A 13682-nucleotide genomic window follows, 5' to 3' on the forward strand; every position below is an offset into this window, starting at 1 on the left:
CATGGAAAAAATATTTGGCTTAATAGGATCAACAGTTAGTCACTCTTTCTCAAAAGCTTATTTCGATGAGAAATTTTTCAGAGATGGATTAAGAGATCATCATTATGAATTATTTCCACTCGGTTCAATCAATGAACTCACAGATTTAGTAGAAAAAAATAAAAGCTTAAGTGGATTAAATGTTACCCTTCCTTACAAAGAAAAAGTGATTGCTTTGATTGATGAGGTGGATGCCGCTGCAAAGGAAATTGGTGCCGTAAACGTTATTAAAATTCAGGACGGCAAACTTAAAGGATACAACACTGATGCTGCTGCATTTTACGAAACATTAGAACGTTGGCTTCCAAAAGGAACCGCTTTTAAAGCCTTGGTACTGGGTTCAGGTGGTTCTTCTAAGGCAGTGCGCCAGGCATTAAAGAAATTGAAAATAGAGCATCAGATTGTTTCACGCGAAGCTGGCAAAGGACAACTCACGTACGAGGAATTAGACGCTAAAAACAAACAAATATTGAGTGAGTGTAACTTGGTAATTAACACGACACCTCTGGGTATGCACCCTAATACCGAGACCATGGCACCCATCAGTATGGAAAACATTGGGAAGAATCATTTTGTTTATGATCTAATTTATAACCCAGCGAGAACCGTATTCTTGCAAAAAGCAGAAATGCACGGTGCAACCATTAAGAATGGCCTAGAAATGCTTCATGTACAGGCAGAGAAGTCCTGGGAAATCTGGAATTCATAACCGCACTCCAAAAATTTCTGATCCAAAATTCAAAATTATCACGTAATAATTTTGAATTTTGGATTTTGAGCCTTCCATTTACATAATGGAGTTTAAACTTACCAGTGAATACAAACCCACCGGAGATCAACCAAAAGCCATTGTTCAATTGGTGGCTGGAGTGGAACGTGGTGAAGCGCATCAAACGCTGTTAGGTGTAACCGGATCTGGTAAAACTTTCACTATTGCCAATGTAATTGCCCAAACCAATAGACCCACATTGGTTTTAAGTCATAATAAAACCCTAGCGGCACAGCTCTACGGTGAATTCAAGCAATTTTTTCCTGAAAATGCTGTAGAGTACTTCATTTCATACTACGATTATTATCAACCTGAGGCTTTTATTCCCACCTCAGGCTTATACATTGAAAAGGATTTATCCATTAATGAAGAAATTGAGAAACTGCGCCTGAGTGCAACTTCTTCTTTACTTACCGGCAGAAGAGATGTAATTGTAATCGCCTCCGTCTCTTGTATTTATGGTATTGGTAACCCTGATGAGTTTGGTAAAAACGTAATCAGACTTAAAGCAGGTGAAACCATTGCACGCAACCGTTTACTTTTTGCTTTAGTTGATATTCTCTACAATAGGACAGAAGCTGAATTCAAGCGCGGCACCTTTCGTGTTAAAGGTGATACTGTCGATGTTTTTCTTGCCTACGCAGATTATGCTTTACGCATTTATTTCTGGGGCGATGAAATTGAATCGATACAAAGAATAGATCCTGTTAGTGGTAAGAAAATTTCTGACGAAAATGTTGTCACTATTTTTCCTGCTAATCTTTTCGTAACAGGAAAGGATTCGCTGCATCAGGCTATAAAGGAAATACAGGATGACATGGTGCTGCAAGTTAAAATGTTTGAGAGTGAGAAAAGACATTTAGAAGCGAAGCGCCTTAAAGAACGCACTGAGTTTGATATTGAGATGATGCGTGAGTTGGGCTATTGCTCAGGCATAGAAAATTATTCGCGTTACTTCGACAGACGAAAAGTCGGTCAGCGACCCTTCTGTTTGCTTGATTACTTCCCAGATGATTATTTAATGGTGATTGACGAGAGTCACGTAACAGTGCCGCAAATCAGGGCGATGTGGGGAGGGGATAGATCTAGAAAAGTCAATTTAGTTGACTATGGTTTCCGTTTGCCTTCAGCATTAGACAACCGACCACTTACTTTTAATGAATTTGAAGAAATGCACAGACAGGTTGTGTATGTGAGTGCAACACCAGCTGAGTATGAGTTGAGAAAGTCAGAAGGTGTTGTAGTTGAGCAATTGATCAGGCCCACAGGTTTATTGGATCCCATCATTGATGTACGACCAAGCAAAAATCAGATTGATGATTTGCTTGAAGAAATTGATGAACGCATTAAGAAGAAAGAAAGAGTGCTGATTACTACTTTGACCAAACGCATGGCAGAAGAACTGACCAAGTATATGGACAGGGTAGGGGTAAAGTGTCGCTATATACATTCAGAAGTAAGTACACTCGATCGGGTTGAAATTTTACGGGAACTACGTTTAGGTGTGTTCGATGTATTGGTTGGTGTGAATCTATTGAGAGAGGGATTGGATTTGCCAGAAGTTTCCTTGGTAGCCATTATGGATGCTGATAAAGAAGGCTTCCTACGCAATCAACGTTCGTTGGTGCAGACCATTGGTCGTGCCGCACGTAATGAGAATGGTCGTGTAATCATGTATGCAGATAGAGTCACTGAATCGATGGAACAAGCCATTGATGAAACGAACAGGCGCAGAAAAATTCAGTTAGATTATAATGCAGAACATGGCATAACTCCTAAGACAATCATTAGAAGCAAAGATTCCATACTTGGACAAACTAAAGTGGCGGATTCGAAACGCAGCACAAAAAATTACTATATAGAAAATGAAGAGATAACATTAGCTGCCGATCCTGTTGTTGCATTTTTAAGTAAGGATGAATTGCAAAAAATGGCTGATCGCACACGTAAAGCAATGGAAAAGGCAGCTAAGGATCTTGAATTTATTGAGGCCGCAAAACTGCGCGATGAATACCTCGCTATTCAAAAATTAACTGAAGAGAAAAAATAGCTAACAGTGAACGGTTTTAAAAAAACGCTTTCCGCTTTTTACACAATTTGGGTCTTTGTTATTTTTACAGTATCCATGATCATTTTACTCCCAGGAATTATCATACCTTTTCTATTGGGTGAACGTAGCAGCTGGCTGGGGAATAAGTTTTTACGGATATGGGCTTCTATATTTGATAAACTTACCGGTATACGTTATCGGCTTATTGGAAAGGAATTTATTGAAAAAAACAGGTCGTATATTTTTGTAAGTAACCATACTTCTTTTTTGGATATACCGGGTGTGCGTTTAATGATTCCTGGTGAATTTAAACCGCTGGCAAAAAAGGAATTAGGTAAAATTCCGATTTTAGGTTTAATCATCAAGTCGGCTTGTATTATGTTAGACAGGGGTGATCAGAATAGTAGAAAGAAAAGTATAAGTAAATTGATTGAAGTATTGAAGCGGGGCACCTCACCTTTAATTTTTGCAGAGGGCACACAGAATCGAACAAAAGAATTACTGCAACCTTTTAAAGATGGTGCATTCAGGATAGCCATTGATACACAAACTGACATTTTACCGATGGTAGTAATTGGCGCATCGAAATTAATGTATCCAGGTGAAATCAGAATTTCCTCTCCGGGAGTAATCAAAGTTGTAGCTGGTAAACCGATAGGTATCAAAGATTTTGGCAACGATTTGGCAGCTTTAAAGCAACATACTTTTGAAGTTATGACTAACTTGATGTTAGACAAATCATGAAAAGTTTTTTACTGGTTTTTTTAGGCGGAGGATTAGGCAGTGCTGTGCGTTACTTCATAGCACGTATGCTTAATCCGTATGCCTTAGCATTTCCGTACGCAACACTAATATCAAATGTGTTAGCCTGCTTTATATTAGGTGTTATTGTCGGAACGGCTGAAGAGAGACAATTAATCGGCAGTAGTGGTCGCTTGTTTTGGGCGGTTGGTTTTTGTGGAGGCTTTAGTACTTTCTCAACTTTCAGCCATGAAACATTGAGTATGTTTAATGCCCAGTTTCAGTTAATGTCTGTGTTATACATTGTGCTTAGTGTTACCCTCTGTTTGATGGCTGTATTTACCGGACAATGGTTAGTGAGGCCATAATATCATAGTGGCACATACACCACCTTTTTTGTTTCAAAGAATTCTTCCTTAAAATAATCAGATAGGTTATTAAGTTGATAAGGCTTTTTTAATTCATTCAGCTCTTCATCAAGATCGCCCCCTTTTAAATAGAGTATACCGTTGTCCCTTTCATGTATAGACTTATCCTTCGTCTTATTATGAATCCACTGATGGAATTCTTTAATGCGTGTAACGGCTCTGCTTACAATAAAATCGTACTCACCTTTTAGTTGTTCCGCTCTTGCTTGTTCTGCTTTTACATTTTTTAGTCCCAGGGCAGTAGACACTTCTTTAACAACAGTAATTTTTTTCCCTATTGAGTCAACCAGATGAAATTTTACATCAGGGAAAAGTATAGCTAAGGGAATGCCTGGGAAACCTCCGCCAGTACCCACATCAAGAATGTCTGAACCGGCCATGAACTGTTGCACCTTGGCAATGCCTAGTGAATGCAGCACATGGTTGGTGTATAGATTATCAATATCCTTGCGGGAGATAACATTGATTTTCTCATTCCAATCTGAGTACAAATCGAATAACATTTCGAATTGTTTTTTCTGTATGTCAGAAAGATCGGGGAAGTATTTTAGAATGATGGCGGATCTCAAGTTGAAGAATTTTTAAATTTTAAATTTCAAATTTAAAATTAGATATGTTCTCTTTTGTTTTTAACCATTTCATACATCAGTTCTCTTGCTCTGTGTAGTTGTGCCTTTACAGTACCCAACGGTGCCTCTATACGCACTGCTATTTCTTCGTAAGAAAGTTCTTCGTAGTAACGCAGTCGCACCAGTTTCTGATACTTGGCTGGTAACTTATCAACAAAGATTAACAAAAGCTCAGCTTTTTGTGCACGAATGGTTTCTTCCTGAGGATTGTTGTTTTCGTCTTCTACATCAATAGAAACAGATTGACCATCATCATCTGTATAGGTGTTTTCTATGCTGAGTGTGTTGAGTTTCTTTTTTCGTATGTGGTCAATGGTATTGTTAGTGGCAATTCTGAAAAGCCAGGTGCTGAAAGTATAATCTTTTTTGAAACGGTGAAGGCTTCTGAAAGCTTTGGCAAAAGATTCGATGGTGAGGTCTTCTGCATCATCCACGTTTCTAACCATCTTAAGCACCATATGGTAAACGGCACGCTTATACCGTTGCAAGAGTTTGGCATACGCGGCATCATCTCCATCAACGGCACGATCGATCAACTGGAAATCTTCCAGTGCTTTTTGAGAAAACCTGCTTTCGTCTAATTCTTCCATTGAATCTTTTTCGTTAACAGAGCGGTTGGAGCAGTGGTAAGATAGTAAATGCCGTAAATAATGTCTAACACCAACAGCGCCCAAAGCTCAAAACTATCACCTAAACGTTTTGTAGCGATATAGAGTGTGGTAGTCATGACGAGTAAACGTAATAAAAGCGCTGCGGCTATAAAAATGGGATTAGTGGAGAGAAAAAGTAAAGTAATGCCCAAAATAAGGCTTAGCAGCCAGCTTAAAAGAAAGGGAGCCAGTAGCAGGCGGTCAATAAACTTATACCGCTTCCCAGCTGCCATGTGCCGAATCTTTTGCTGAAAGAACTCGGCTACCGTGGTTTTAGGTACAGATGATACAAGTGTGTGCGCACCAATGGCCACTGCGGTATTGCTTCCCTTCGCATGTTTATTCACGAAAAGATCATCGTCACCACCTGTGGAGGAAAGCATGTTGGTGAATCCCTTATTGTCCATGAACAAAGATTTGCGGTAGGCCATATTTCGGCCCACACCCATGTAGGGTCTTTTTAACAAAGCGAAACCCATGTATTGTAAGGCAGTTATAATCGATTCAAATCGGATAAAAAGATTAAGCCATCCTGTCTTTTTTTGATAAGGAGAGTATCCTAAAATAATTTGTGTGCTTTCACTTATGCTCTCACTTAAGCCAGACAACCAATTAGTTGATTCAGGTAGGCAATCGGCATCGGTGAGTACAATCCAATCGTGTTTTGCCGCCCGGATACCGAGTGTGAGTGCATATTTTTTCCCATTAATATGATCGGGGGTATGGTCTACGTGCACCATGCGCAATGAAGGATACAACTTTGTCTCTTCTAAAAGCCAATCACGCGTAGCATCATTACTTCTGTCATCAACAACAATTACTTCGAAATTGGGATGTTGTTGTTGCAAAAGTGAAGGTATAAGCACTTGAAGGTTTTCCAATTCATCATGTGCACATACTACCACAGAAAGGGGGGTAGCTGAAGGCAGAGACAAAGCACTAACAGCCTTGGTTTTCCTGGAAAAAGCAATTACAAACAGCGTGAAGTAAATAAGTTGCGCGATTATGGCAGCAAAGAAAATATATTCAAGGTACAGCAAGACAATAAATTTGGGGCACAAGTTAACGAAATGAAAAAGGAAGAAGAGGTCAATCGTTTAAAATTTTGATATGCTTTTAATCATACCTTAATCATACCAAAGTCCGACCTCTCTTTTGTCATATCTTGGTTTGCGCACTTTCTCTTTAATGTTATCGGGTTGTGTTTCATTTTTGCGGAAGTTTTTTGCCCAGAACAAGCGAATATTGGTAAAGAGGTCCCGTTCGCCTTTCACATTGTTCTTATTTGTCTTCACAAATTGTGAGTCGGGATGATAATCTGGATTCTTGAAGAAGTTAAACTTCTGCATTTTAATATTACCCTGATAGTTGTTTGCCTTGGCAAAGGCTTTTCCAGGTTCGCGAACCTTCAATGCATCCTTACTAGAGGATGGATTCCGGATATACTGATAGGCCTTAACCTTACCATAAATAGCATTGGTAGCAAACACAGACTTACTTGGATCGCGCTTCAACAGTGCGTCTTCATGTGCATTCTTGTTTCGTGCCCATCCTGGCTGTTTTACTTTAGTGGTGAGGTTATTAATGGCAAATGTTCCTGCACTTTGCTTGCGCTTCATAATTGAGGCGTCATGTGCATTAGGGTTTTGCTTATACCCCGGGCTCTTTATCCGAATTTGTAAGCCTTCAGTTTGAAACACTTTGCTACCAGGGTCTTTCTTTAGCAGAGCATCTTCGTGCGCATTTTTGTTTCGTGCCCATCCGGGTTGCTTCAACCTGGTGGTAAGGCCATTGGTCTGGTAAGTCTGCTCCGATGGCTTGCGTTTAAGGATAGAACCCGCGTTAGCATTTGGATTTTGTTTATAACCAGGGCTTTTAACAGCAATTTGTAATCCACCAGTCTTGAAAACATTTCCACCCGGATCTTTCTTCAGCATCGCATCCTCATGCGCATTTTTATTTCGTGCCCATCCGGGTTGTCTCATTTTTATAGGTACTCCGTTTGCCTGATAGGCATACTTCTGCTCTCTCTTCATTAAGGCGCTAGCATGTTGGTAAGGGCTTTTAAGGTATTTGCTCTGCTTTTTAAAACCTGTAAATGATTCTCCCTGATCTACCATAACCTTACCTACACCAATAGTCCCTTTATAAGTGGCTGCTTGCATGCCCGTCTTTGAAGGTACACGCTGTGCAATGGGTCGGTTGTTGTTATTCCACATTTTGCCACTAACACTTCCACCACCTTTTAGTGGTCTTGTGGCTGGGATGTTGCCTGCGTAGTTAATATTTTTAATACCAATACCTGGCTGTCTTGGGTTGATAGGCTGTCCATTGTTATTCCACAGCTTGCCACTAATACTTCCACCACCTTTCTGTGGTTTACTTGCTTTTAGATTGCCTGCATAGTTTATGTTTTTAATACCAATGCCCGGCTGTCGTGGGGTGATAGGTTGCCCATTGTTATTCCATGTTTTACCGCTAATGCTACCACCACCTTTTTGGGGTTTACTGGCTTTTAAGTTGCCAGCATAGTTTATATTTTTTATGCCTATACCCGGTTGTCGTGGAGTAATAGGCTGTCCGGAGTTATTCCATGTTTTACCACTGATGCTGCCACCACCCTTTTGGGGTTTACTTGCTTTTAGGTTACCAGCATAGTTTATGTTTTTTATGCCTATACCTGGCTGTCGTGGAGTAATAGGCTGTCCGGAATTATTCCATGTTTTACCACTAATACTACCACCACCTTTTTGTGGCTTGCCGGCTTTTAAATTTCCCGCATAGTTAATACCTCTTATACCAATGCCTGGCTGTCGTGGCGATATTGGTTGTCCATTATTATTCCACTTTTTACCACTTATACTTCCGCCACCACTGATTACCCTTTTGCCATTAAGTCTGTTTTGATATCGCGCTGTTTTTTCTGCTTTTTTACCTGGTGTTTTTACAGGGATGGGCATACCTACTTTGCCAACATATTTACTCGAATAGGACCTGAAACCGCCAATACTTTTATTCTTTGGGTGATCACCTACTTTTGCTTTAGCCAGTCGAGGTGCATAAATAGGAGCGTTACTTCCTCCTTTTTTAGATTTGAAATTGCGCCCACGAATCTTTCGACCTGCTAAATCACCAACCCATGCTTTTGGTTGCTTGCGGGTAGCTGATTTATAAGATCCAGTCGGACCTTTATAGGAACGATCTCCTCTTGGCCTTTTACTTTTTGGATCTATAGTTGGTTTGATTACTGCCTGTGCAGGGGATCGAAAATTCCGCATACGCAAAGGTCTTCCGGCAAGATCTTTACCTGAGACATCGCCTTCTTTCCTCTTTACACTAAAAAAACCAACAAAAGGATTTAGTCCTTTATGACGAATAAATGCACGTGAAGATGATTTAGGTGTTGTGCTTATTCTTTTGGATGAAATTGGCCCTGAGCTACGAGTTTGCACCTTTCTTCCCGAAGCAGTGCGCGTACTTGGCCGTTGTGTGTCGCGTGGTTTGCGAGATGCATTGTTTACATAGCGATTACCACGGTTAGAATAAACATTTTGTCGTGATGATTTTGCGGTGACTGACCGTACCTGAACACGCCTTTTTGGTCTGGCACCACTTGTACCCTGAGGATCTTTTGGTTTGCGTGAAGCGTTGTTTACATAGGGGTTTGATCGCTGAGAATAAACATTGCGCTTACTACTTTGTGCGCTAACACTCCTCACATTTTTTTGTGGGTAGATGTTGCGTTTGGATGCTGCGGCAGAAACAGACCTTACTTCTACACGTTTAGGAGGTCTGCCTGCTGAATTTTTCCTCTCTCGATCACGAGGTGAGCTGCTTACAATAGGTCTTATAGGAGTGCCAGCCCTGTCGCGTCCCTGACGCGGGCTACGTGTGGCAGTTCGGGGTTGCGGATAACTGGCATTGGCTTTATTTGCCGAGGATTTATTTTTGGTCCTTAGTCTTCTACCAGCAATATCCTTGGTTTTGGCCCTATCGCCTTGTTTGGATTTAACTTTAAATCGTGTTTGCCTGGTTTCCTTTTTATTAGGTGCTGCCGGTCTGTCACCTTTGGTATTTTGAGCGTTTACTTGCTCGGATGTCAATAAAAATAATATCCATAGCACCAGCAAAGCTGGCCAGCGAAGCATACAAGCGATATGACGGTGTGATCCTTGCAAAAAATTGGCTAAGTAAGGAGCTAAGATAACGAAAAAAATAGCACCACTGTATTTAGAGGGCGTAAGTAAAAATTTCTAAGTGCGGAGCCTGTGCACCATAGTAAAAACACCAGTAGTCTGCCGTTAGCTACCTTTTGCAATGATGGTTTGTATTTATACGCTCTGATATAATCGGTTTGCTGTTCCAGATGTTCCGAAGGGCATCTGGAACTTTTAATGTACCGGATTTTAATCCGGCATTATTGTAGTTCGAGATGCGCTGCGCTAAACTGTACAACAGATATAACAACCGTTCTGATCGCTGTATGCAATAACTAGAAGCGGTCTGACCGGTCGCTGTTGCTGAACCAAAATCAATTTTTAAAATCGCTGAAAACATCTCGAACAGCTCGTCTGCTATAATCATCACTTACGAGCATGGTCGGCTTTTTATGAAAATTGGTCTTGGTACTAAATAGAAATCCAGGCGATTTTTAGCTGTATGCGCTACCTTCCAACTGATGGGAGGAGGCAGCATTTATATTGTTAGCAACGAAGACAACACCGTTTTTTGTGTGGGCTCAACTGCAAATTTGCCGGTAAGAATATGGCAACATCAAAACGGTTATCACCCCCACGTCTATTCAGCAATACATAAGCTTAACAAGTTAGTTTACTACGAACACCTTCTTACGATTGAAGAAGCATTAGCCCGCAAAGAATTTGTTAGAAGCCAAAAGAGAAAATGGAAAGAAGATTTGATTGCCATTAAAAATCCTGAGTGGTTGGATTTGTATACAGCACTGTTGGCGGAAGAGCATTAGTTTTTGTGTAGCGCATAGCCTTTAGGTTAGACTAGTATAAGGTTGACAAGTTAGACTGATTATTAAATACCTTGATTTGTAAAGTATATAGCGATTGATTTGTGTTATGATCATTCACAATGTAAAGACTGATAGAATAAAAATATTATTAGTAATTCTACGTTAGTCCAGTATCACTAAGCCAAATCATGATGAAGCAATTTATGCTAGCAGTTATAATAGTAATCTGTTATTTGAATTCTGCTCTCGGACAAAACAAGACATATTTCGGAATCGAATTTTCGTCAGCTAATGACATTTACAAGATTACCGACAATGGTGATTACCTAATGAACGTGCCGCTAGGTAACGCGGCAGGAGGTTTTCATATACGACAAGAACTAAACAAAAACCTTTTTATTGAAACAGGGTTGATACTAAAATATTACTGGCAAGGCTTTGGGTTCAAAACAATACCTTATTACGGAAGTTCGAGCAGTGACCCTTCATGGATAATTCCGGTTCGTTTCGGTCTTAACTTGAATCTCTACAAGGAAAAAATTTCTCTGGTTCCTGTTGTTGGGTATTCATTTGGTATTAATCCTCCATTTGGTTACGGTTCAGGCTACGGCAATCAAACATCAGGTACTACAACAATAGAGTACAACTACTCAGAGAACCCTGATGTATCTCGTTATTTTTCTCTCATACAAACAGGTATTGGTTTAGAATTTAAACTATTCGAAACCTTACTGCTTTCAATATCTACAAACTATTACAGCGGGCTGAACAAGACCACGCAAATAGACATTAATTACACGGCTAATAACGCAAACCCAGCGACAGGAACTGCAATTAGCAAAGGTGAGTTTTGGTGTGTGAGCACAGGACTAAAATATCCAATTAGTAATTTTTGGACAGCGAGGTAAGGACTCGCTGGACAGTGATTTTTAAGATTAGAGGATTACTATGATTGATGAAAAGTATAAGTATTCTGAGTTAACCGGAAGGATTATCAAGTGTGCTATGACGGTGCATAGTGCTTTGGGTAATGGCTTTCAGGAGGTTATTTACCAGCGGGCATTGGAGATTGAGATGGGTCTGGCCGGTCTTGATTTCAGCAGAGAGTTTGAAATGCCCATATTTTACAGAGATGAGCAGATTGGCACCAGAAGAGTTGATTTTTTAGTGGCAGGTCTGATTTCAGTTGAACTAAAAGCAATCACAAAAGTTGAAGATGTTCACTTTGCGCAGGCCATCAATTATCTTGAAGCATATAACCTTGAGATTGGTCTGTTAATCAATTTTGGTGAACGGAGCTTGAACTTTAAGCGGTTTTCTAACAAGTACAAATCACAGCAATCTCACCAATCAAATATATCATAGTGCAGAAAGTAAGCGAAAAAGATACTTTCTAGAACTTTAAGAGTTTCTCTATTGCCTCTTTAATTCTCCCCTTCGCTAAAAAATTATTTTCTAAGGTTGGCGCAAAAGGAATGGGTGTATCAAGACTGGCAACACGCAAAACAGGAGCATCCAAATCCTCAAAACAATGTTCACTAATCCATGCACTGATTTCGCCACCAATGCCACCAGTTAATGTGTCTTCATGAAGAATAAGCACTCGATTTGTTTTCTTCACCGTTTCAGCAACGGCTACTTTATCCCAGGGAAGCAATGTTCTTAAATCAAGTATGTCAGCTTTTACTTCAGGCATAGTGTTGATAATTTCTTTTGCCCAATGCACGCCCATACCATACGTAATGATGGATAAATCACTGCCTTCATTGACAAGCTTAGCTTTACCAATTTCTATCGTGTAATAATCATCCGGGATCATCTCCTTAATGGATCGATACATAAGCTTATGCTCGAAGAACATGACAGGATTCGGATCATCAAAGGATGCACACAACAAACCTTTTGCATCATAAGGATTAGAAGGGTAAACGATTTTTAAACCAGGTGTGTGAAAGAACCAGGCTTCGTTACTCTGCGAATGAAAAGGTCCGGCAGCAGTACCGGCACCTGTTGGCATGCGCACCACTACATCGGCAGCTTGTCCCCAACGCCAATGCGCTTTAGCAAGATTATTTACAATTTGGTTGAAGGCTTCAGTAACAAAATCAGCAAACTGCATTTCTACCATGGCCTTCATGCCTTTAATAGACAAACCTAGACCTGCACCCGCAATGGCTGCTTCACAAATAGGTGTATTGCGCACACGTGCTTTGCCAAACTTTTCAACAAATCCATCTGTGATTTTAAAAACACCTCCGTATTCAGCAATATCTTGTCCCATCAGCACCAGGTTGTCGTGGCGCTCCATACTTTGACGTAAGCCATCGCTAATAGCATCAATAAAACGTTTTTCGGTTTGATTGTTAGAGGCGGGAGCCACAACTGTTTGCACATAAGGTGCATGAACATCCTGTAATTCAAGTTCGGTACTGGCCTCGGGATGTGTTTCTTCAAAGGCTACAGCAAGTCCATCTTCAATTTCTTTCTTTAATTCTTTTCTAAGGTTTTCTATGTAGCCAGCATCTACTATGCCTTCTGTTAATAAAAACTGTTCATAATTTTCGACCGGATCTTTTTTAGCCCAGGTTTCCATCAGTTCTTTAGGTACATACTTAGTACCACTGGCTTCTTCGTGCCCGCGCATTCGGAAAGTGATGCACTCTAATAAAACAGGTTTAGGGTCTTTGCGCATTTTTTCGGCAATGCGCACAACCGTGCTATACACTTCAAGAATATTATTACCATCGACTTGGACACCTTCAATGCCATAGCCAATAGCCTTGTCGATAAACTGCCTGCATCGAAACTGCTCATTGCTGGGTGTTGAAAGGCCATAACCATTATTTTCTACGATAAATATTACCGGCAAATCCCAAACCGCAGCCACATTTATGGCCTCATGAAAATCGCCCTCACTGGTGCCGCCATCACCATTAAACACAGCGGTTACTTTTTTCTCGCCCTTCAGTTTGGTAGCCAATGCAATACCATCGGCCACACCATTTTGGGGGCCTAGGTGGGATATCATGCCTACAATATGGTGCTCGTTCGTGCCGAAATGGAAAGAACGGTCGCGCCCTTTAGTATAGCCCATCATGGTGCCTTGCCACTGTGCGAAAAGCCGATCGAAAGGCATTTCCCTACCTGTAAACACACCTAGATTGCGGTGCATTGGTAAAATATATTCATCCTTTTCCAGGGCTTGGGTAAGCCCCACAGAAATAGCCTCTTGCCCTATGCCGCTGAACCACTTACTGATCCGGTTCTGACGTAGAAGAATAAGCATTTTTTCCTCGATTAATCGGGGAAACAGAATAGCACGATAAAGCTTTTTTAGCGTGTCGGGTGTTAGTTGCTGACGATCAAATTTCATACTGCAAATTCGATGCGAAGAT

General features: G+C 40.6%; 12 protein-coding genes. 7 read left to right on the forward strand and 5 right to left on the reverse strand.

What is annotated here, in order from left to right:
• The first annotated feature begins 1 nt into the window (after position 1).
• The 4 genes from SanaruYs_RS11170 (at position 2) to crcB (ending at position 3967) form a co-directional block, all read left to right on the forward strand.
• Positions 2 to 748, forward strand: a complete 747-nt coding sequence (locus tag SanaruYs_RS11170; RefSeq protein WP_127122650.1) for a shikimate dehydrogenase family protein — start codon at positions 2 to 4, stop codon at positions 746 to 748.
• A gap of 85 nt (positions 749 to 833) precedes the next feature.
• Positions 834 to 2858, forward strand: a complete 2025-nt coding sequence (gene uvrB / locus SanaruYs_RS11175) for an excinuclease ABC subunit UvrB (protein WP_127122651.1) — start codon at positions 834 to 836, stop codon at positions 2856 to 2858.
• Between the two features lie 75 nt (positions 2859 to 2933).
• Positions 2934 to 3602: a lysophospholipid acyltransferase family protein gene (locus SanaruYs_RS11180; RefSeq protein ID WP_127122652.1), complete on the forward strand. Its 669-nt coding sequence runs from the start codon at positions 2934 to 2936 to the stop codon at positions 3600 to 3602.
• Entirely contained in the window at positions 3599 to 3967 is a 369-nt protein-coding gene (gene crcB / locus SanaruYs_RS11185) for a fluoride efflux transporter CrcB (RefSeq protein ID WP_127122653.1), read from the forward strand. The genes SanaruYs_RS11180 and crcB overlap by 4 nt, the downstream gene beginning before the upstream one ends.
• Before the next feature lie 2 nt (positions 3968 to 3969).
• Here crcB and rsmG read toward each other — a convergent pair whose 3' ends face one another.
• The 4 genes from rsmG to SanaruYs_RS11205 all read right to left on the reverse strand — a co-directional run bounded on the left by rsmG (position 3970) and on the right by SanaruYs_RS11205 (position 9454).
• The gene (gene rsmG / locus SanaruYs_RS11190; protein ID WP_127122654.1) at positions 3970 to 4596 is read right to left on the reverse strand and encodes a 16S rRNA (guanine(527)-N(7))-methyltransferase RsmG; all 627 of its coding nucleotides are present in this window, start codon (positions 4594 to 4596) and stop codon (positions 3970 to 3972) included.
• Positions 4597 to 4634: 38 nt separating this feature from the next.
• Positions 4635 to 5246 carry a sigma-70 family RNA polymerase sigma factor gene (locus SanaruYs_RS11195; protein ID WP_127122655.1) on the reverse strand — a complete coding sequence of 204 codons (612 nt, stop codon included), beginning with the start codon at positions 5244 to 5246 and terminating at the stop codon, positions 4635 to 4637.
• Positions 5234 to 6346 carry a glycosyltransferase gene (locus tag SanaruYs_RS11200; RefSeq protein WP_246011896.1) on the reverse strand — a complete coding sequence of 371 codons (1113 nt, stop codon included), beginning with the start codon at positions 6344 to 6346 and terminating at the stop codon, positions 5234 to 5236. The genes SanaruYs_RS11195 and SanaruYs_RS11200 overlap by 13 nt, the downstream gene beginning before the upstream one ends.
• Positions 6347 to 6433: 87 nt before the next feature.
• A complete protein-coding gene (locus tag SanaruYs_RS11205) occupies positions 6434 to 9454 on the reverse strand; it encodes a hypothetical protein (protein ID WP_127122656.1) in 3021 nt (1006 codons plus the stop codon).
• Between the two features lie 530 nt (positions 9455 to 9984).
• Between SanaruYs_RS11205 and SanaruYs_RS11210 the strand changes: the two genes are divergently transcribed.
• The 3 genes from SanaruYs_RS11210 (at position 9985) to SanaruYs_RS11220 (ending at position 11652) form a co-directional block, all read left to right on the forward strand.
• A complete protein-coding gene (locus SanaruYs_RS11210) occupies positions 9985 to 10287 on the forward strand; it encodes a GIY-YIG nuclease family protein (RefSeq protein ID WP_127122657.1) in 303 nt (100 codons plus the stop codon).
• Between the two features lie 188 nt (positions 10288 to 10475).
• Positions 10476 to 11195, forward strand: coding sequence for a hypothetical protein (locus SanaruYs_RS11215; RefSeq protein ID WP_127122658.1), 720 nt, complete (start codon positions 10476 to 10478; stop codon positions 11193 to 11195).
• A 40-nt stretch (positions 11196 to 11235) separates the two neighbouring features.
• A complete protein-coding gene (locus SanaruYs_RS11220) occupies positions 11236 to 11652 on the forward strand; it encodes a GxxExxY protein (protein ID WP_127122659.1) in 417 nt (138 codons plus the stop codon).
• Between the two features lie 28 nt (positions 11653 to 11680).
• Here SanaruYs_RS11220 and SanaruYs_RS11225 read toward each other — a convergent pair whose 3' ends face one another.
• Positions 11681 to 13660, reverse strand: a complete 1980-nt coding sequence (locus tag SanaruYs_RS11225) for an alpha-ketoacid dehydrogenase subunit alpha/beta (protein WP_127122660.1) — start codon at positions 13658 to 13660, stop codon at positions 11681 to 11683.
• Between the last annotated feature and the right edge of the window lie 22 nt (positions 13661 to 13682).

This window comes from Chryseotalea sanaruensis (assembly GCF_003990915.1).
GTDB classification, from domain to species: Bacteria; Bacteroidota; Bacteroidia; order Cytophagales; family Cyclobacteriaceae; genus Chryseotalea; species Chryseotalea sanaruensis.